Raw genomic sequence first — 20,390 nt, 5'->3', positions numbered from 1 at the left:
TATGAGTAAAGGTTTCCAGTTCAAACAATTTTTTGTCGCTCACGAGCGCTCGGCCATGAAAGTGGGCACCGACGGCGTGTTATTGGGGCTATGGGCGGCATTGCCGCAACAAGGGGCGGTGCTGGACATCGGCGCCGGCACCGGGTTGGTGTCCTTGATGCTGGCCCAGCGCGGAGCGGCCTTACTCCTCGATGCGGTAGAACTCGACAGTGATGCCTGCGCCCAGGCCCAAGATAACGTGGCCGCCAGCCCCTTTTCCGGGCGCATCACCCTGCACCAGGGCGATATCAATGGCTTTGTGGGCGGGCCCTACCGGCTGATTGTCTCCAACCCGCCCTTTTTTAGCCCCGATGTGCGCTCGCCCCACGCCGGGCGCGACCAGGCGCGGCATATCAGCGCTTTGCCGGCCCCTGTGCTGGCCGCCAACTGCGCCCGCCTTGGCGGCGAAGAGGTGGCCATGGTGCTGCCCTGGCAAACGCAGCAGCAATGGTGCGAGCCCATGGCCGAGCAGGGCTATCACCTTTACCGGCGCTGCGCCGTGTATTCGGTGGCCGGTAAAACCGAGCCGGTGCGGGCCTTGCTGCAATGGCGCCGCCAGCCTGGGGCGCTTGACTGCTCAGAGCTCGTACTTCGCGAGCTCGATGGCCGCTGGACGGCGGCGTTTCGTGCACTGGGCAGGGATTTTTACCTCAACTTCTAATCAAAGGTTGTGGCCCCGGCGCAAATCATGGTACCCCTTCGCCTTCACTTTTTTTCGAGAGTTAATGCGTGGCCAAAGAGTTGAAAGGCGCTGATGTACTGGCGCTGGGGTTCATGACCTTCGCCTTTTTCCTGGGCGCAGGAAATATGATTTTCCCGCCCCTGGCGGGGCTGCAATCGGCCGGTGACTTGTCATCGTCCATTGTCGGCTTCCTGATGACCGCCGTGGGCCTGCCTTTGCTCACCATTATTGCCGTGGCCCTGGCGGGCGGCGGCCTGGAAACCCTCTCCAAAGTGCTGCCAAAGGGCCTGTCGCTGGCGCTTTGTATCGCCATTTACCTGATTTTGGGCCCGTTCTTTGCCACGCCGCGCACCGGCCTGGTGGCTTATAAGCTCGGTTTCAGCCCCTTTATCAGTAACCCCGACTGGCTGACCCAGGCCCTTTATAGCCTTGGCTTTTTTGCTCTGACTTTTTATCTGGCCATCCGCCCCGGCAAGCTGTTGAGCGTGGTGGGTAAGGTGATAACCCCAGTGCTGCTGGTGCTGCTGGCCGCCATCGCCGTGATGCTGGTGTTCCATCCCCTGGGGGAGATTGGCAGCTCCAACGTCGCCTGGCACAAGGCGCCTTTTGCCAAGGGCTTCTTGGAAGGCTACATGACCATGGATACCCTGGGTGCGCTGCTGTTTGGCCTGGTGATTGTTAACGCCCTTAAATCCCGTGGCGTAGAAGACCGCAAGGCGCAGTTTCGTTACCTGTGTATGGCTGGCGCCATGGCCGCTACTGGCCTGGCCCTGGTGTATATCACCCTGTTCTTCCTGGGGGCCACCTCCGGCCACCTGGTAACCAACCCCAAAGACGGCGCCGACGTACTGGTGCCCGCCATCGAAGCGCTGTTTGGCCCGGCTGGCCTGTATCTGCTGGCGGCGGTGGTAACCCTGGCTTGCCTCACCACGGCCGTGGGGCTTACCAGCTCCTGCGCCGAGTATTTCAACGCAACCCTGGGCCTTAACCTCAAACTGGTGGCGGCGGTGGTAGCAACCGGCTCAGCGCTGGTGGCCAACGTGGGGCTGAGCCAACTTATTGCCATCTCGGTGCCGGTGCTGTTCTTTGTCTATCCGGTGGCTGTTGCCCTGGTGGCGCTGCGCCTGTTGGCAGGAGTAGTGGGGCATAAGCGCTGGGGCCAGCAACTGGTGGTGGGCATCACCGCTTTCTTTGCCCTGTTCGATGGCCTCAAGGCTGCCGGTTTGCCGGTGCCTGAGCAGTGGCTGTCGCACCTGCCGTTCTTTGAAGATGGCCTGGGCTGGCTGGTGCCTACCGCCGCCGCGCTGGTGGTGATGGCCATGTTCCGGCGGGCAGAAGCCGTGCGCTCGGAAGTGCTTAATTAAAAAAGGCGCCAGAAGGCGCCTTTTTTATTCGCCGAGGGACGCGGCGTATTCTTCGAGGATTTGCACGCACCAGCTTTGCAGGCGCTCGTCGGTGAGCTTCCACTGGTTGTCGTCATCCAGCGCCAGGCCCACAAAGTGGCTGGCGTCGTCGCTCAGCGCTTTGGAGGCGTCAAATTCGTAGCCCGCCACCGGCCAGGCGCCGATAAAACGCACCTGGTGGCTGCTGAGCTTTTCCTTGAGCATGCCCATGGCGTCGAGGAACCATTCGCCGTAACCCAACTGGTCACCCATGCCGTACAGGGCGATGGTTTTGCCGTCCAGCTCGGCGCTATCGAGGGCGTCCCACTGGTCTTCCCAGTCTTCCTGCAATTGCCCGAAATCCCAGGTGGGAATGCCGAGGACCAACAGATCGTAATCGGCCATCAAGGCCACGGGAACATCACGGAGGTTATTGAGTTCCACTAACTCTTCACCGATGACGCCGCGGATCTTTTCTGCGACTATTTCGGTATGGCAGTTGGTGGAGCCGTAAAAAAGGCCAATTCGCATGACTAATTCAGACAACAAAAGCGATGGCGGCAGCTTAGCAGAATATCAGCCCTTTCTCGATCACCTGCTGCTGGTTGAGCGCCTCTCCGAGCGCACCATCGACAGTTACGGCCGCGATTTAAAAGCTCTGGCCCAGTGGGCAAGGGCTAATGGCCGCGCCTTTAAGCAGTTAAGCAGCGATGACCTGCGCGATTTTCTCGATTGGCGCCAACACGCGGACTACAAAGCCTCTTCCACCGCCCGGCTGCTAAGCGCCGCCAAGCGCTATTACGGGTACCTGCTCAGTGAAAAGGCCCGCAGCGACGACCCCACGGCGCCACTGCTGCGCCCGCGCCTTAGCCGGCCGCTACCCAAGACCCTCTCGGAAGCGGACGTCGATTTACTGCTTGACGCCCCAAACCTGGAAGAGCCCATTGGCCTTCGCGACAAAGCCATGCTGGAGCTTTTGTACGCCGCCGGCCTTCGCATCAGCGAGCTGGTGGGGCTGACCCGCGATTGCGTCAACTTGCGCCAAGGCTTGGTGCGGGTGATAGGCAAGGGCGACAAGGAACGCATCGTACCCATGGGCGAAGAGGCCCTGCATTGGCTGGACCAATACCTTAAATACGCCCGCCCGGCCCTTATCAGTGACGGCGACGTGCTCTTTCCCTCCCAGCGCGGCCAGCAGATGACCCGCCAGACCTTCTGGCACCGCATCAAGCGCTATGCGTTGGAGGCAGGGCTGAAAAGCGATCTTTCGCCACACACGGTGCGCCACGCCTTTGCCACCCACCTTGTTAACCACGGCGCCGACCTTCGGGTGGTGCAGATGCTGCTGGGTCATGCGGATCTCTCCACCACCCAGATCTACACTCATGTAGCCAGGGAGCGTTTAAAAAGCTTTCATGGTCAGCATCATCCCCGCGGTTAGTCGCAACGCCCTTGCAGTTGCTGTTAACAGCTTGTAGCGTTGCCCCGCAAATGGGGAGCAAATGAGGAATGGAAGGATGAACGCATTTACCGGGGGCCTGTTGGCCCTGGCTCTGATAAGCGTGGGTGCCCAGGCCGGTGAGAAGGAGATCCGGGCCAAGGTACAGGCCAAACTTGGGGCCAAAGTGAAAACCATCGCTCCGTCGCCGGTGCCGGGCATGTTTGAAGTGGTGGCTGGCAACAGCGTTTTCTATGTCTCAGAAGACGGTAACTATGTGCTGTCGGGTAACCTCTACAGCCTCAAGGACGACAAGCTCACCAGCCTCACCGAAAAACGCCTGGACGACGTGCGCCTGGCCGCCATCAAGCCTTATGAGGCCTCGATGATCGTCTTCCCCGCCGCCCAGCAAAAGCATGTGGTTACCGTCTTTACCGACACCGACTGCGGCTATTGCCAGCGCCTACACGCCCATATGAAGCAGTACAACGATTTGGGCATCACCATTCGTTATTTGGCCTTCCCCCGTGCCGGGCTCAGTTCCCCTGCCGCCACCGAGCTGGAATCGGTGTGGTGCGCCAAAGACCAGCAAGCGGCCATGAACCTGGCCAAGCACCGCCAACAGGTGCCCAAGGCCAGCTGCGCCGACGATCCGGTGCCAGAGCATTACCAACTGGGCCGCTCTTTGAATGTCACCGGCACTCCGTCGATGATCCTCGAAGACGGCACCCTGGTGCCTGGTTACTTGCCGCCGGAGCGGTTGGTGCAGGCGCTGGAAAAGCAGTAGAGATAGGCGCCCACATTGCTTAGACTGTGGGCCATCAGAACATTAAAAAACGGCGGCGCAAGCCGCCTTTTTCGTCCATGCCAAAGATAGTCCGCCGTCCCGAACCGCAAGAATTGCCCAATTGGCCTTTGCCGCCGCTGCTTACCCGTATCTATGTAAGCCGCGGCGTGAAGGCCCTTAGTGAACTTGAAAAAAGTGCCAAGGGCCTGGCTCCCTTTCAGGCCTTAAAAGGCATGGATGCGGCGGTAAAGCTGCTGGCCGGGGCGCTGGCGGCGCAAAAGCGCATGCTTATCGTCGGCGATTTTGACGCCGACGGCGCCACCAGCTCGGCTCTTTGTATCCTGGCGCTAAAAATGCTGGGGGCAGAGCAGGTGGATTTTCTGGTGCCCAACCGCTTTGAGTACGGTTATGGGCTGTCGCCGGAGATTGTCGAGGTGGCGGTGGCGCGGGGCGCCGAGCTGCTTATTACCGTGGATAACGGCATCTCGTCCATTGCCGGGGTGGCTGCCGCCAAGGCCGCTGGCCTTGATGTGCTGGTTACCGACCACCACCTGCCGGGCAGCGAGCTGCCCTGTGCCGATGCCATTGTTAACCCCAACCTCGAAGGCTGCGCCTTTCCCTCCAAGGCCCTGGCCGGGGTAGGGGTGGCTTTTTACCTGATGCTGGCGCTGCGCGCCCATTTGCGCGACTCAGGCTGGTTTGCCAATCGGGCCGAACCCAACCTCGCCGACCTGTTGGACATCGTTGCCTTGGGCACCGTTGCCGACGTGGTGCCGCTGGATGGCAACAACCGCATTTTGGTGCATCAGGGCCTTAACCGCATTCGCGCCCAGCGCTGCCGCCCCGGCATTTTGGCTCTTTGCGAGGTGGCGGGGCGCGAGCCAAGACGGCTGGCGGCAAGTGACCTTGGGTTCTTTTTGGGGCCACGCATTAACGCCGCCGGGCGCCTGGATGAAATGTCCCTGGGGGTAAGCCTGTTGGTCACCGACGACTTTCACCAGGCCCGGCTCATTGCCGCCGAACTGGACAGCCTTAACCGCGAGCGCCGCGAGATTGAAAGCTCCATGCAGCAAGAAGCGCTGGCGGCCCTTGCTAAGGTGGATATCACCGAGGCCCCGGCCGGTATCGCCTTGTACCGGGAAGACTGGCACCAGGGGGTGATTGGCATTTTGGCGTCCCGTATCAAGGAGCGCTTTTACCGGCCGGTGTTTGCCTTTGCCCCGGCAAGCGAGACCGAGCTCAAGGGCTCGGGCCGCTCCATTCCCGGCCTGCATCTGCGTGACCTTTTAGACGAGGTAGACACCCAAAACCCCGGCCTTATCATCAAGTTTGGTGGCCACGCCATGGCGGCGGGGCTGTCTATTCGCCCGGAAAATTTCGAGCGTTTCAATGCCGCTTTTGTCAAAGCGGCCGAGGCCAAGCTCGAACCCCATATGCTGACCGGCGAAATTTTAAGTGACGGCGAGCTATTGCCCAGTGAGTTCAGCCTGGAGACGGCGCAGCTTTTACGTGACGGCGGCCCCTGGGGCCAGGCCTTTAGCGAGCCGGTGTTTGATGGCCACTTCAAGGTGGTTAGCCAGCGGCTGGTGGGGCAAAAGCATTTGAAACTGGTACTAAGCCCTGCCGGGCGCGAGCAGCTGATTGACGCCATTCATTTCAATGCCGACCTAGATACCTGGCCCAACCCGGCCATTGAATGGGTCCAGGCTGCCTATAAACTGGACATCAACGAGTACAAAGGCCGCCAGTCGGTGCAATTACTGGTAGATCACATCGAGCCGGCCTAGGAACTGGGGGCAGAAATAGGCTAAAATTCTGCCTCTTTTTCGGCGGCTGACACAGAGACACAACGCCCATGTTTGAAACGAATCCTATCAAGACCCAAGTACAGGACCTGTCTGAGCGGACAGCGGTTCTTAGGGGGTACCTTTGACTACGACGCCAAGAAAGAGCGTCTAGAAGAGGTCAATGCCGAGCTTGAGCAGCCCGGCGTTTGGAACGAGCCTGAAAAAGCCCAGGCCCTTGGCAAAGAGCGCGCCGCGCTGGAAATGGTGGTGGAAACCATCGACACCATGACCCAAGGCCTGGAAGACGTGCTGGGCCTTTTGGAGCTGGCCGTTGAAGCCGAAGACGAAGACACCTTCAACGAAATTCAGCCCGAGCTGGACGAGCTGACCAAAAAGCTCGAGGCGCTGGAGTTTCGCCGCATGTTCTCCGGCGAGATGGACCCCAGCAACGCCTACCTGGACATCCAGGCTGGCTCCGGCGGTACCGAAGCCCAGGACTGGGCCAACATCATGCTGCGCATGTACCTGCGCTGGGCCGACGCCCACGGCTTTAAAGCCGAGATCACTGAACTCTCCGAAGGGGACGTGGCCGGTATTAAATCTGCCACCATCTACGTGCAGGGCGACTATGCCTTTGGCTGGCTGCGTACCGAAATCGGCGTACACCGCCTGGTGCGTAAATCCCCGTTTGACTCCGGTGGCCGCCGCCATACCTCCTTTGCCTCGGTGTTCTTGTCGCCGGAAGTGGACGACTCGGTGAACATCGAGATCAACCCGGCCGACCTGCGTATTGACGTGTACCGCGCCTCCGGTGCCGGTGGTCAGCACGTTAACCGTACCGAGTCTGCGGTGCGTATTACCCACATGCCCACAAACACCGTGGTGGCGTGTCAGCAGGGCCGTTCGCAGCACCAGAACAAGGACTACGCCATGAAACAGCTCAAGGCAAAGCTCTATGAGCTGGAGATGCAAAAGCGCATGGCTGAGCAGCAAAAGCTGGAAGAGTCCAAGTCTGATATCGGCTGGGGCAGCCAAATCCGCTCCTACGTGCTGGACGACTCGCGCATCAAAGACCTGCGCACCGGCGTCGAGACCCGCAACACCCAAGCGGTGCTGGACGGCGACCTGGATCGCTTTATCGAAGCCAGCCTCAAGGCCGGCCTGTAATTATTTGAGCGGGGCGCGGCGCGCCCCTATCCCTTACTCAATGGTTTAAATGTCATGACCGAACAAAACCAAAGCCCGGAACTGGATCTCAACGAACAGCTCAAAGTGCGCAAGGAAAAGCTCGATGCCCTGCGTGCCAAGGGCGTGGCCTTCCCCAATAGCTTCCGCAAGGACAGCAACGCTGACGCGCTGCAAGCCAAATACGGCGAAGCCACCAAGGAAGAGCTGGCCGAAGGCGAACCGGTACGCGTCAAGGTAGCGGGCCGGATCATGACCCGCCGCATCATGGGTAAGGCCAGCTTTGCCACCATCCAGGACGGCAGCGGCAAAATCCAAATCTACGTAGCCCGGGACAACCTGCCCGAAGGCTTCTACAACGACGAGTTCAAAAAATGGGACTTGGGCGACATCATCGGTGCCGAGGGTTTCCTCTTTAAAACCAACACCGGCGAGCTCTCCATCCACGTTGAAGCCATCGAACTGCTGACCAAGGCCCTGCGCCCGCTGCCGGACAAATTCCATGGTCTTTCCGACATGGAAACCCGCTATCGCCAGCGCTACCTGGATTTGATTGCCAACGAAGAGTCCCGCCAGACCTTCATCAACCGCTCCAAAATCGTTAACGCCATCCGCAATTTCATGACCGGCCACGACTTCCTGGAAGTCGAGACCCCCATGATGCACACCATTCCCGGTGGCGCCTCCGCCAAGCCGTTTATGACTCACCATAACGCCCTGGATATGGAGCTGTTCCTGCGTATCGCCCCTGAGCTGTACCTCAAGCGCCTGGTGGTCGGTGGCTTCGAGAAAGTGTTTGAGATCAACCGTAACTTCCGTAACGAAGGTCTCTCCACCCGCCACAACCCAGAGTTCACCATGATGGAGTTCTACTGGGCCTACGCCGATTACCAAGATCTGATGGACTTCACCGAAGCCATGCTGCGCACCGTGGCCAAAGAAGTGCTGGGCACCACCGCCTTCCAAAGCCAAGGCGTGGATTACGACTTCGCCCAGCCCTTTGAGCGCCTGACCATGACCCAGGCCATCATCAAATACCGCCCCGATGTTACCGAGGCGGATCTGGCGGATTTCGACAAGGCCAAGGCCATTGCCGAGTCTCTGGGCATGAAGGTCAGCAAGACCGATGGCCTGGGCAAGCTGCAAACCTACATCTTCGAAGAAGTGGCCGAAGCCCAGCTGATCCAGCCCACCTTCATCACCGCCTACCCGGCCGAGGTGAGCCCGCTGGCCCGTCGTAACGACGACAACCCCTTTATCACCGACCGCTTCGAGTTCTTCGTCGGTGGCCGCGAGCTGGCCAACGGCTTTAGCGAGCTTAACGACGCCGAAGACCAGGCCGAGCGCTTCCGCTCCCAGGTAGAAGCCAAGGACGCCGGTGACGAAGAAGCCATGTTCTATGACGCCGACTACGTTACCGCCCTCGAGCACGGTCTGCCCCCTACCGCCGGCCAAGGTATCGGTATCGACCGCCTGGTGATGCTGCTCACCGACAGCGCCTCCATCCGTGACGTGCTGCTGTTCCCCCATATGCGCCATAAATAAGCGCCTTTGGTTGGAAAATGAAAAAGCCCCGCAAGGGGCTTTTTTATTGGCATCGATTCAACATCAAGAATGAGCTGCTTAATAAAAAGGCGATTTGATTGTGTCAAAACTGGCTTTGGGTAATATAGGCAGATGTTGTTTTTTGCTGTTGGCTGATGCCAGGTTTTAAGAAGGATTTTGATGGTGAAGAAGGTCGCGACGTTACTAGCGGTGATTTTGCTCAGCGCTTGCAGCCAAACCATGCCTGAGGTGGATTCGGCCCAGCTAACCAACAGCTTTGATCAACTAAAAGCCCAGCCTGTTGCTGTTCCTCCCGGCCATGGGCAAGTGCGCTACCTGCAAGCCAAAAACCAGAAAACACCCTGTCGTATCGCATTGGTCGGTGACGGTGCATTTCAACAAGCCAAATGGTTTGGACGCTGTAAAAGGGGCTATGCCAGTGGCCTTGGCGTTTCCGAGCTAATCAACGGTGAGCACCGCATTCTGAATTTGGAAGAATACAGCGCCCCCGGTAAATCTGTGACCTTCTGGCATTTTAATAACCAGAGCCACCTGCTTTTTGTCGGGCGGGGTACCGAGTTATATCGCTCTGGGCGCCAGTTGCAATTGACGCTGGATCAGGACGGTTATTACAGCCTGACTGATGGCTATCTATTTATCGATCAGGTGAAAGGCGATGTCTTTGCGGGTGCCGTGAATAAGCTGTTGGGCTCGCAGCGCGTTATGCACGGCTACGGTAATGGCACCACCTTTATGGTAGAAACCAGCCAAGATGGCACTAACAATATTGCGGCAACCTTTAATGTCATGGCAGCAAGCAAGTTGATGTTCGGAGCTGTTCGGTTGCGTAACGGCTCCGTGGTCACTGTTCATAATGGTAAATATGAGGATGCGTCACCGATACTGCCCTATATCGTCGATGAGGTGCAGCAAACGAATCAGTACATGCCGATAAGTGAGAATGATTTTGCCGAAGGTTTCAGCAAGTACCGCTCTGCCAGTGCTCAGCTTTGCCAAACCCACGGTAGTGAATTGTCTGAGTTTTGCAGCTCCAATCCCTTTGCCGCTTTCGGTGATGAGCTGCGTAAAACGGCGCAGTACCAGGCTAATGCTCGCCAGCAGAGAGCCGCGCAGATTCAACAGCAGCAGATGGTGGCCCAGATCCAGCGCCAGCAGCAATATCAGGCGTTGAGTAACACCTTGGACAACCTCAACAAGGTCAGCCAGAACATGACCAACAGAGCGCTGCAAAATATTCAGAGCATGCCACTGCCAAGCCCGGTTATTCCCAGCAACAACAGCGTGAATATTTACACCTGCCAGAACGTGGCCAATTGGAGCTATTGCCGCCAGCAGCGTTAAGGCTGGTAAAGTCGGGCGCAAGGAGTGGGCTATATCCCTGCGGGCATCGACAAGGCGGTTTGGTGGGAGAAGCCAAGGACGCCGGTGACGAAGAAGCCATGTTCTATGACGCCGACACCGTTACCGCTCTCGAGCACGGCCTGCCGCTAGCCAAGGTATCGGTATCGACCGCCTGGTGATGCTGCTCACCGACAGCGCCTCCATCAGAGGCGTACTGCTGTTCCCCCATATGCGCCATAAATAAGCGCCTTTATTTTTCTGCTATTTATCGTTTCATAGTTGTGCATCTAGTGATATGAAACCATAACTACTATTTTTATTAATCATACTTCGGGTCTAGGTCCTTCATGTCTATCAACTTGGAAGGGCATAATTTCGGATATAAAACTCTTTGATATGTGATTAAAGTCTAGTATCACAATTTATTCTATTTGTTAGACGTTAACTTGTTGTTTAGAATTGGATTTTACTGAAAATTAATAGGGAAGTTTCATGGATTTATTTATTGGCTATCTCCGAACGCTTTTATACTTCAGTCTCTTGATCTGTTGTAAATCAGTCTTTGGTTATACTCTTACTAGTGATACTGATGTTAAAATATCAAGCTCATATCCCCTCAATAGCTTTGGTCAAGTCAGAATTTCTGATAAGGCGTGGAGTGTTCAAGGAGCGTGGAGTATTGCTGAGTTTGAGATTACCAGTGACGGGTATGATTTAAATAAAAACTACTATTTACCAGCATCTTTTTATTCATCATATGTTTGTAGCTCTAATGTATCACCCAAAAGTTCCTGTGCTCCTAAATGGGCTTTTTCAAAAGATTCTAGTATCGTATTTGGTACGATTGTAGGTATTTTTAAATGGGATTTGAGTGGGGATAATGGTCCCGTTCTTATTTCTTCAAAGAATCTTGAACATTATGCTGGTAATATAAATAATGAATCTTTAATTTTATACTGATATTCAGGTATCTATAAACTAAGCGTAGATGATTACTCCTTATCTGCGATTAACTATACCCCTCACAGTAGTGGCTACTCTGCATTGTATCGTAGTGATTCAAATACATTGCTTGTTCATGATGGTGATTTCTCTATATATAATTTAGATACTGATTCATATAGAACCTTTTCACTCTCTAATGATCCGCTTTTCCTAACTAAAATATGGTACGATAGAAACAACGATTCTATTATCTATAATTCAAATGGAGCATATTATTATGCTTCACTTTCTGGAATCGATAGTGGAGAAACGCTTCCTTCACAATCAGTTGCAATAGATAGTAATTGTGCTACTGATGGTATATTTTTTAGTTTTTATGAAAACACATCAACGGTTATATTCTCTACAGAGAGTGGGTTCTGTTACTTTGATAGCTCATCTATCTATCATAATGACTTTAGTGCATCAACTGAGTTAAGTGATGTATATCATTTTTTTAGAAGCAAGCCATTTCCAATTAGCTTAGATGAAGGGATTCCAATAGGGAATAGAGTAATTGTTGGGGAGTCCGTTTTTGAGATAAATAATGGGAAAGTTACTTACATATCAAGTAATCGAAAATTAAGTTCTGAGTTGAATACAGAGCTATCTAATGCAACTGTAAAAGTTTTAGAAAATGGCTATTTTTTTTCATACAAAAATGCTATTGCTGGAACGGCGGGTCTGTATGCCGTAGATGATAATGGTGTGATATCAAAAAAAGCTTTTTTCAATCTTGATGATAATAGCGGAAGCTATACGACTTATGTCGGTAGTGCAATAAATGAAGACGCTGGTGTTGCTCTTTTTATAACAAAGCGAGCTGTTATTTCTTTAGATATATTTAAAAGAGATACAGCAGGATATTGGATTCCTATAGAAAGAAATAAAGATTTTAATGGTGGGGATAGTATTAATGTATTTTACTCTTCGGGGTACGCTTATATTTTTTCCACCAATACGGCTTCTTCTACATATTTTCTTTGCGATATATCATTAAACAGCAATGGTGATTTTAGTGGATGTGTAGAAAGAGATATACCTGAAGGAATATATATTCCTAATGATAAATATTTCACTTGGAAAGATGGAGTTGTATATCGCTCACAAAACAGGGTTTACTTTCTAAACAAAGATGGTTTTAGCGAAGTAGGTGATCTAGGAGTAAACTCTAACTATTTCTTTCGTCCCAGTAGTAAAATTGTTTTCTCATCCTCCGTTGCTTACAATTTTAAAAACAATGATATGTTGAAAACAGATATCAGCGCTTGGGATCCATCTGTTGCTGACAGTTGCGGTGAGGTACCTAGTGAGGATAATGAGCTATTTTATTACGATGATAGCGGTAGGCATATTTGTATAGAAAATGCTTATCATATAGTTGGTAGCATAACTAATCTTGACGCCTCAAGTGATTTAAGCTTGAAGGCTATAAATAATTATTATGCTCTTGATTTATTGGGCGATAGTACATTCGCTATTAAAAAGATAAATAAGTCACCTATTTACTTTTCTCATGAGCCTATTTTTGATATTTATCAGGATGAACCGCTAACGATCAACTGGAGGAGTTATTTTGGTGTTGGTGAAGAAACAGCATTCAAAATAGAAAGTGTCTCAGGCGAAATTCTACAGCTAAATTCCGATGGATATACATCTACTATTTTAGTGAATAATGACTTCACTAAATTCCATGATGGGGATGTAATATTTAAATATGTCCATATAGAAAATGAAAATATAGACACTGATATCGAAGTTGGTTTAAGAATACATGATATTAATCAAGCTCCTTATCTTTTAACTGATTCGTTATCTGAGAGTGTTAGTTCAGACTACACATACGATGCAGACTTTAATGAACTCATAGTTGATCCTGAAGGAAGTTATTTAACATTTACTTATAAAAATTTCCCTCCGGGAATATTTGTGTCTTCTAGTGGCTACTTGAGCGGTAGTCCAACAATGTCTGGAACTTATAATGGTAGTGTAACAGCAACCGACCCTGGTGGGCTGTCAGTCACACTTCCTGTAATAATGATTGCTACTGTAACTTCAGCTGGCGATGCTCCCAGTAACTCCGGTGGTGGTGGCGGTGGTTGTTTATCAATTCTCGAACTGTTAAGCTTTTGTATATTGCTGCTATGGCGAATGAAAAAGAGTAATTATTTAAAGTAAAGGTTATTAACTGTTTGGGTTAGTAGCAAACTAAGCTACTAACCCATTATTTAATTGTTCATATAGAGATAAAGCCGAATTTTAAATTAATGGTTATTTATAGAGCTTGTTTTTTATTTTAAACGATGGTATTAATGATTTTTTATCATTTCTTTTTTTGGGTTTGTAAAAAATAAATTGTCATGAAGCCTCGTTTAGTATGCTGAGGGAGAAGGAGTTTTAACGTTAGAATTAAAAATTAATTTTCATTGGTATAAATAGAGCATTACCCTGGTTTTCCTCCACACTGATGGGCTTTAGTGTAGAGGTGTGTCTAATACTACCTTCCGTAACCATGGCATCCATGTCGAAACTGTTAATAGCATCGTTGAACCGTGGTAAATATCAATGCGTACAACATGCAAACGAGACATTATATTTTAATCTAGATTAAACTTCTGCTAGCTTAAAATGTTAAGCTGGCCAAAATAGTTGTCACTACAATAAAAAACGAACCCAAGAATATTACAGCGAGAGTGCGATCTAGTGGTCTTGCATATTGCCTGATATAAGATTCGTGAGAAAATAGACTACGTCGCTCAAAAAATTTGAAAAAAATAATGAGCGCATACATCGGCGCTCTAGCTCCTATACCGCTATCCCAATCTGGTACAGGGTTTTAATAAGTTCTTTGTCTATAAAATTAACTGATATCCTAGTGAATATTAGGCCAAGGATTACCATTGTGAATGCCGATGCTGAAAAAATAATGCTAAGTGTGCTCGGCATTTTTTAATTCCTAAATTCTGGCTGAGCCATATGTCCAACCTGTCAGTTTCTTTATCTTCAAGTCCGTAAATATCAATGGTACGAGGTGAAAAGAGAGTAGCTGGCAGTATCGTTCACGTCTTTTTAGCCTGTGCTGGACCTGAAACAGCTGTACTTGCCAACATATGATAAAAGCCGTTTTGTCGGTGTATAAATCGCTTATCGCAATCGCTATCTGTGCGTCGCCCTGGCTTGACCGGGCTGGTAGAGTAGGGCGCTGAACATAGGAGGCTTTATGACTGCGAAAACCGAGAAGGCCATTCTGGCCGGCGGCTGTTTCTGGGGTATGCAGGATCTGATACGCCGCTACCCTGGTGTGCTCTCCACCCGGGTGGGCTACAGCGGCGGCGATGTGCCCAATGCCACCTACCGTAACCATGGCACCCATGCCGAAGCCATTGAAATCATCTTTGACCCGGCGCAGATAAGTTATCGCAAGATTTTGGAGTTCTTCTTCCAAATCCACGACCCGAGCACCGTTAATCGCCAGGGTAACGATGTGGGCACCAGCTACCGCTCCGCCATCTTTTACCTGGGGGATGAGCAAAAAGCGGTGGCCGAAGACACCATTGCCGATGTGAATGCTTCAGGCCTCTGGCCCGGCAAGGTAGCCACCGAGCTGGCCCCTGCCGGTGATTTCTGGGAAGCCGAGCCCGAGCACCAGGATTACCTGGAGCACTTCCCCAACGGTTACACCTGCCACTTTATCCGGCCGAATTGGGTGTTGCCTAAACGGGGTTGAGCTCGTTTTGGCTTATGCCACATAGGAAAGGAAAAGCCCCATTGAGGGGCTTTTTCTTTTGGGGGTATGGGGTGGGGGAGGCGTGTTGGTCAGAGGATTTGGTGTTATGCCAAGATTCCTTTATAAGCAGGGTGGCGCCACTGCACGCGCCCTACTTTTGAGGTCAAAAGTCAGCGGGGCTGCCCAACCAAAAACCTCGCCCATGTTTACTCGGACCATCCTTGGTCCTCGCCCTGCCGGGTAATTGTCGCAAGCTCCGATATTCAAATTTGCTCCAGGCAAATTTGTCGCTTCTTCTTCGCCTTTGGTCGTTCTCGGTTCACCGGTTCATACGCGTGTCCCGACACGTATTCACCTGTTTCGGCATCCTTGCCTCAGCTGACCCTTCACGCCAGTTCGCGGACAAGCCGCTCTCGCTCCCTAGCTAAAATCAGTCCACCGGACTGATTTCTGAACGTGCTCGCCCCGACAGCGAAGCGCTGCACTTAACGGGCGGGAAAGAGGGGGGCTTCGTTAGATATCTGATTTTGTTGGCATATAGAAGTGGCTGCTCTCTATTTCCCCTGCTTACCTTTACGGAATTCGGCTGCCGGCGAGACAATATGAAGAGGGAATGTCCAGCGCCTCGGCCACTTCCTTGACGCTGCGGTGCGGTTCATGGCTCCACAGCACGGCTTTTTTCTTGAACTCCAGGCTGTACTGCTGGGTGCGTTTTCCGGTCTTGTAAGTAGGCATCCACTACCTCTCAGTGAGTTAGCGATGCGTGTCCGTTAAAGCGGGTGAGGTCCAGGCCCAAGAGCGGTGGCTTCGTTAGGGCCTAAATTTTATTGAGGCATAGTAGCGTAGGGCCGTTATTTCTATAGAAAATGGGCGACATCACGAAGGGTTTTGATGAACCGCATCCAAAATCTGTCGCCATACCTGACTGCCAGAAGTGCAAACATGACCGCGATGAAGAGAGAAAATACCCACAAAGGTCCGGCGCTGAGGCCAATAACGAACAACCCTATAAACGCACCTAGGAAAATCCCGGCAAACGCGCCGCATCCAAAGCGGATATTCCGTTCCTGCGAGTCGATTGGGGTATTGTCTTTCATATCGATTCCGGCTAACTTGAAATTCTCTGGCTGCAAATCGGGTGAAAGTTAAGTCTGATTTTTGGTAATCTATATTTGTTAAATAGTCATTTTTTAGCAAGCATATCCGTAACAAACTCAAAGCATTGGAATAGTTATAAAATAACGTTTACTTGAGTTTTAGCTACGGGCATTCCAAATGTAAATTTCGCTATCAGTAAGAATGCCCTACTGCTCAGTAAAAGGTAATCAGAATCACCATATTTTACAATCGGTGACTTCCCCATTAGCTAACCATGTTTCGATTCGTTCTGCATGGCGTACCCAGAATCTATTCAATGGATAAACTATCACTGAAGTGTAAGATTTTGATCTGCTAATATCTACGACCTCCATATAACCACGAGGTTGAATCCCTACTTTTTGGCTAAGTGAAATTTCATAGCTGTTATTGCCTAATTCCCTGCCCTCGACAAATTTATCAGATTTAACACTGTTTGTAATGAATGCTCCTGAAACTGGGACTGCTGTAGTCAATGACCCATGGTATTCATAGCAATTCATCATTTTATCTTTTAAATAAGAGTATGCATCTACTGGTGATCTGTTTGACTTATATTCGATTGGTTTGTAAGAGTTTGCATGTAAATCATCTACTGAACTTGCCAAGCCAGTGCACCCGGAAATAAGTAGTGAACTTACTAGTAGAAGTTTTCTCACAAGATGTTATCCTTTTTGTATTTGATTCTGATCATACTAGATGTTGATCATATATTTATATGGAATGATGAAGAAACGAGTTACTTCTTACGTTACCAGATATTTCTACTCATTTTCTACTTCTAGCCAATGTAATACTGCCTACGCCTAAGGCGGCAGCAAACGGTGAGATATCCTGCTCTGATATGGCGAAGTAGGCTGTTGCCACCAACCAGAAGCCACCAAAGAAGTGGAGAAAATAGCTACTGAATAATCCTTTGTTCCTACTGCTGTTGTTGGAGAACAACAGCAAATAGCCCAAGTAACCTAAAGGAAGTGCAACAAACACATCAAAGACAAGCCAAAAGCCGGTGTCTTCTGCGAAGACAGCCTTAAATAGCCCGAAGAGACCTACAACTATTCCTACAATGCCTAAGATCAGTTGCCAGGAGCGGGGTAGTGGTTTATTGGAGTAGAATTGATTCAAGAAAAAGCCTTTTTATAGGGAGTCTGGAGCATTCATAGCCTACTAATTGTAATTGGCGGATAAAGTTACTGCTCCTGGCATAGCGTTTTTAACTTTTCCTGGAAACTCACTCTTGTTGTCTCAGCTTTCCTGTAAAACTTTCCAATATCATCAATGGTGTATTCACCATTAATATCGATGTCGTAACTGATGATGTAGCCACTGGTAGCTGCATACTTGATGGTCACAATATATCCACTATTATCTTCGAAAGAAGAGGTCGTTTTATTAAAGCATGTTTCGCTTATTTTATTCTTTACAGTTACTCCATACCCAATTCGGTTGTCTGCCTTGCCTTCACAGCTTGTAAGGAATATGAGCATTAATACTAGGATGGCTTTATTCATTTTTCTTGGTACTGCATTTGTGATAGTTTGAAGTGAAAATAATCACACCGGTAGTTAATTGAATTTTTCAATCATTGGTTCAGCCATGTCGCATGATTTTCAAAAATGGTGTCGAACCTCACATGCATAGAGCGGCTAAAACATGGCATATGGTAGGGTTATCTCATTTTTTATTTTCCGACAGGGTGAAATCATCAGGCACCTTTTTCAAGGTGAACTCATTACCTGTGGCGATACCTTTGTAAACAAAGGTATCGCCGTCGAGGCTAATGATGTTGTAAGCATCGGCGTTATTGGGGTCTCTGGGGTCGGCTTGTACGAACTGACCGTCCCTCAACCAGCCTTGGAAAAAGCTGAAATAAACTGGCCCTGCTACACCCCACAGACCCATTTCTACTTCATCCTCATGGTGACCACTTTTATCGTATGTACGGAAAGTAACCTTATAAACACCGGGGAAACGCTCAACCAATTCTTCTCGTACCCTGCCGTCAGTGGTGGGTTGTTTGCCATACCACTTGCCCAACAAATTGGTCCATGTCTCTTTCTGTGACAGCGTCATATTGGGCTTGGCTGGTGTAACGCTTTTATTCGAGGTGTCTTCTGTTGCGTTGCTGGTGAAAGAGAAAATGGTCAAGACTGATATCAGTAGAAGAGATTTCATTACAACGTTTCTCGTGTAGGTGAGCTGTGATAAGGCTCAGTTTTTGTTACGTCTTTGCGTCAAGGCATTCATTTTTTTGCGATGAGAAATGCCAGCACCATCCAGATAATGTATCGGTGCGCAACGATTTAGTTAGTGTGGCGTTATTGAATAAATCTTTATTTATCAGTTGGATAGTTTGGCTTGATGATGAGTGGCGGTTACGCTACCGCCCTTGAGTGTGGTTCCCAATGTCCCATTCTCTTCCCTGCGGCACTAAACTCCAAACCTAGCCATTACCCCCACATTAACCACCGCCTTGTTTTCGGTAAAGCCTTTGAGATTAAGGTGTTGCGCTTTTTGCGGTGTCGGCGGCTTTTTGTTGTTGGCAGGCGCTGTGGTAGTGGCTTTCAAGGGGAATGGCCAGGGGCAGCAGCAGGGTGTCCATGACCAGGCTAAAAGGCAGGTCAACCAGGCCAAAGGCGCCGAGGGCGGCTGAGCGGTCTGGGCCGGTAAAGCTGTTGCCAATCAGCATGCCGTCAATGCGGGTGCCGCCATAGATGTAACCGGTTTTACTACAGGGGTTGGGGCTGTCGTCGAAGGCGTAGCGTAAGGTGCTGCCACAGCCGCTAAGTTGCAGGCAGGCGAGCAAGGCGCTGGCCCAAAAAAGGGGGCGGGCGCTCATGGCTTGGCCTCTTGCAAGAAGGCGGCGTTGGCGTCCATGTGGTTGTCTTTGGCGTAATCGAGGGCGGTTTTGCCCAGGCTGTCTTTGGCATCGAGGCGGGCGCCGTTAGCGAGCAGTAATGTAAGCATGGCGGTATCGCTGTGCTGGGCGGCGTGCATCAAGGGGGTGCGCTGCCAGTGCTCGATATTAAACGCGCATTGAAAGCGCCAGTCGTTGGCGTCTTGAAGCTGGTAGCCGTGGTTGATGTCGGCGCCAGCGGCCAGCAGGTCTGTTACCGCCTGGGGCTGGTTAAATTGGATGGCGTAAAAAAGCGGGGTTTTGCCAAAGTCGTTTTGCTGATTGGGGTTAAAGCCTTTCTTTAACAGTGCCGCCAGCAGCGCTGGGTGGGTAACGGCAAGGGACAGCGGTGATTCGCTCCGTGGCGGCTCTTTGATTTGGGCCATGGCATCAAGCAGCGCTGAGATAAGCGGGGAGTCTGGGGCTGCCACCAGCAGTTGGCGCAGGCTGGTCAGCTTCTGGCTGGGGCTTGCGCCAGCCAAGGCATTGAGAAAGGGCTGGCTGTTGCCGGCCAGGGCTTCTTCGGTGTGGGGCACCGGTTGCCCGGTTTGTAATCGCCTTGGGTGCGCGCCATAGGCCCAGTTGGCGATGGCGTTAAGGGCGTTATCGGCATACGCCTTGGCGGTAGTGGCGTCCACTGAGGCAGTTGTTTGGTACCAGCTACTGAGCTTTGGCAGGGCCTTGGCAGCCAGCGCCTGGTATTGCTGGTAGAGGGCGCGGTTATAGAGGCTTTGGTAGCTCCAGGTTTTAAAGTAGTGGCTGTCGTCTTGGCCCTTGAAGGTTTTTTGCGGGTAGTAGCCGAGCTGCGCCAATTCAAAGGCGTGATAGCGCCAGATGGCAAAGCGCATGGTGCCGGTGCAGCCTTGTGGCAATGGGTTGGGGTCTCGAATGGTGTCAGCCAGGACCAGCAGCGATTTGAGAAAATCAAGCTGGGCAAGGCTTTGCGGGCACTGGTAGTCAACCTTATTGGGCGAGCCGCTGCCGGAGCCAAGGTCGGCATTGTTGCTAAACACTAGGGCGGGCAGCTCGGCCATTTCCTGGCAGCTTATCTGGTGGTCGCGGTAAGGGTCCGGCTGGTTGCTCACCACAAACTCAAAGGCGTTGCCTTTGCCCTGCCAGAGCCCGGCGATTTGGGTTATCTCGTTAGTTGCGCCAAATAAGGTGCCATTGAAGCGCTCGGCCAGCGCCGGGCCGGTTTGCAGCGCCAGGTTTTTACCTTGCACCGTGCCGCTAAGGGCAATTGGGCGCTGGTATTTTTGGTAGGCGTAATGGCCCGAAACCTCGCCGTTATCGGTGATATGCAGCGTCATGGTGATGGCGGCGCCTGCCAGGGTGCCGCTGCCGGTAAAGTCGGTATCGGCCAGGGCCGGCAGGCACAGCAGGGGCAATAACAGGGCGAGGGGTTTCATGGTGTACGTCCTTTTTTAACCATAAAGGGC

The 20,390-nt window shown here is 51.5% G+C and carries 20 protein-coding genes and 1 pseudogene; 12 read left to right on the top strand and 9 right to left on the bottom strand.

What is annotated here, in order from left to right; genetic code table 11:
* Position 1: 1 nt before the first annotated feature.
* Both AC22G1_RS15470 and brnQ read left to right on the top strand, forming a co-directional pair.
* Positions 2-700, top strand: a complete 699-nt coding sequence (locus AC22G1_RS15470) for a tRNA1(Val) (adenine(37)-N6)-methyltransferase (protein WP_487314163.1) — start codon at positions 2-4, stop codon at positions 698-700.
* Positions 701-768: 68 nt separating this feature from the next.
* Positions 769-2,085, top strand: coding sequence for a branched-chain amino acid transport system II carrier protein (gene brnQ / locus AC22G1_RS15465; RefSeq protein WP_487314162.1), 1,317 nt, complete (start codon positions 769-771; stop codon positions 2,083-2,085).
* A 24-nt stretch (positions 2,086-2,109) separates the two neighbouring features.
* On the opposite strand, the gene fldB is transcribed toward brnQ, so the two are convergent.
* On the bottom strand, positions 2,110-2,634 hold the full coding sequence (gene fldB, locus AC22G1_RS15460) for a flavodoxin FldB (protein ID WP_487314161.1): 525 nt from the start codon (positions 2,632-2,634) through the stop codon (positions 2,110-2,112).
* Here fldB and xerD point away from each other — a divergent pair.
* From xerD to msrA, 10 genes and pseudogenes are all read left to right on the top strand, one after another.
* Complete coding sequence (xerD, locus tag AC22G1_RS15455; protein WP_487314160.1) at positions 2,633-3,544, top strand: site-specific tyrosine recombinase XerD; 912 nt, start codon at positions 2,633-2,635, stop codon at positions 3,542-3,544. The genes fldB and xerD overlap by 2 nt on opposite strands.
* A 76-nt stretch (positions 3,545-3,620) precedes the next feature.
* Complete coding sequence (gene dsbC, locus AC22G1_RS15450; protein ID WP_487314159.1) at positions 3,621-4,328, top strand: bifunctional protein-disulfide isomerase/oxidoreductase DsbC; 708 nt, start codon at positions 3,621-3,623, stop codon at positions 4,326-4,328.
* 77 nt (positions 4,329-4,405) lie between these two features.
* A complete protein-coding gene (recJ, locus tag AC22G1_RS15445; RefSeq protein WP_487314158.1) occupies positions 4,406-6,115 on the top strand; it encodes a single-stranded-DNA-specific exonuclease RecJ in 1,710 nt (569 codons plus the stop codon).
* A 68-nt stretch (positions 6,116-6,183) separates the two neighbouring features.
* Positions 6,184-7,282, top strand: a protein-coding gene (gene prfB / locus AC22G1_RS15440) for a peptide chain release factor 2 (protein ID WP_123420289.1) whose coding sequence is annotated in 2 segments (ribosomal slippage) — positions 6,184-6,258 and positions 6,260-7,282 — 1,098 coding nt in all. Because the reading frame shifts where the segments join, the coding sequence is not laid out codon by codon here.
* Between the two features lie 54 nt (positions 7,283-7,336).
* Complete coding sequence (gene lysS / locus AC22G1_RS15435; RefSeq protein ID WP_487314157.1) at positions 7,337-8,845, top strand: lysine--tRNA ligase; 1,509 nt, start codon at positions 7,337-7,339, stop codon at positions 8,843-8,845.
* A 180-nt stretch (positions 8,846-9,025) separates the two neighbouring features.
* Positions 9,026-10,207, top strand: coding sequence for a hypothetical protein (locus AC22G1_RS15430; RefSeq protein ID WP_487314156.1), 1,182 nt, complete (start codon positions 9,026-9,028; stop codon positions 10,205-10,207).
* Between the two features lie 71 nt (positions 10,208-10,278).
* Positions 10,279-10,451, top strand: a pseudogene (locus tag AC22G1_RS15425) (amino acid--tRNA ligase-related protein); the annotation flags it as partial.
* A 248-nt stretch (positions 10,452-10,699) separates the two neighbouring features.
* Positions 10,700-11,167 carry a hypothetical protein gene (locus tag AC22G1_RS15420; protein ID WP_487314155.1) on the top strand — a complete coding sequence of 156 codons (468 nt, stop codon included), beginning with the start codon at positions 10,700-10,702 and terminating at the stop codon, positions 11,165-11,167.
* 84 nt (positions 11,168-11,251) lie between these two features.
* On the top strand, positions 11,252-13,369 hold the full coding sequence (locus tag AC22G1_RS15415) for a putative Ig domain-containing protein (RefSeq protein WP_487314154.1): 2,118 nt from the start codon (positions 11,252-11,254) through the stop codon (positions 13,367-13,369).
* A gap of 1,042 nt (positions 13,370-14,411) precedes the next feature.
* Positions 14,412-14,918 (top strand): peptide-methionine (S)-S-oxide reductase MsrA, encoded by a 507-nt coding sequence (gene msrA / locus AC22G1_RS15410; protein ID WP_417362078.1) that lies wholly within the window; start codon positions 14,412-14,414, stop codon positions 14,916-14,918.
* A 573-nt stretch (positions 14,919-15,491) separates the two neighbouring features.
* On the opposite strand, the gene AC22G1_RS15405 is transcribed toward msrA, so the two are convergent.
* From AC22G1_RS15405 to AC22G1_RS15370, 8 genes are all read right to left on the bottom strand, one after another.
* Positions 15,492-15,653 (bottom strand): transposase, encoded by a 162-nt coding sequence (locus tag AC22G1_RS15405; RefSeq protein ID WP_487314153.1) that lies wholly within the window; start codon positions 15,651-15,653, stop codon positions 15,492-15,494.
* 122 nt (positions 15,654-15,775) lie between these two features.
* Positions 15,776-16,015, bottom strand: a complete 240-nt coding sequence (locus AC22G1_RS15400; protein ID WP_487314152.1) for a hypothetical protein — start codon at positions 16,013-16,015, stop codon at positions 15,776-15,778.
* Between the two features lie 234 nt (positions 16,016-16,249).
* Positions 16,250-16,714, bottom strand: coding sequence for a hypothetical protein (locus tag AC22G1_RS15395; RefSeq protein WP_487314151.1), 465 nt, complete (start codon positions 16,712-16,714; stop codon positions 16,250-16,252).
* A gap of 109 nt (positions 16,715-16,823) precedes the next feature.
* Entirely contained in the window at positions 16,824-17,180 is a 357-nt protein-coding gene (locus AC22G1_RS15390; RefSeq protein WP_487314150.1) for a hypothetical protein, read from the bottom strand.
* Between the two features lie 65 nt (positions 17,181-17,245).
* Positions 17,246-17,566 (bottom strand): hypothetical protein, encoded by a 321-nt coding sequence (locus tag AC22G1_RS15385; protein WP_487314149.1) that lies wholly within the window; start codon positions 17,564-17,566, stop codon positions 17,246-17,248.
* Positions 17,567-17,729: 163 nt separating this feature from the next.
* Complete coding sequence (locus AC22G1_RS15380) at positions 17,730-18,203, bottom strand: hypothetical protein (RefSeq protein WP_487314148.1); 474 nt, start codon at positions 18,201-18,203, stop codon at positions 17,730-17,732.
* Positions 18,204-18,552: 349 nt separating this feature from the next.
* Positions 18,553-18,894, bottom strand: a complete 342-nt coding sequence (locus AC22G1_RS15375) for a YceK/YidQ family lipoprotein (protein WP_487314147.1) — start codon at positions 18,892-18,894, stop codon at positions 18,553-18,555.
* Entirely contained in the window at positions 18,891-20,360 is a 1,470-nt protein-coding gene (locus AC22G1_RS15370; RefSeq protein WP_487314146.1) for an ankyrin repeat domain-containing protein, read from the bottom strand. The genes AC22G1_RS15375 and AC22G1_RS15370 overlap by 4 nt, the downstream gene beginning before the upstream one ends.
* Between the last annotated feature and the right edge of the window lie 30 nt (positions 20,361-20,390).

The sequence above is a fragment of the Gallaecimonas zhanjiangensis genome (genome assembly GCF_057624825.1).
Note: the sequence above shows the minus strand (reverse complement) of the source record. Positions and strands in the feature narration are given on the sequence as shown.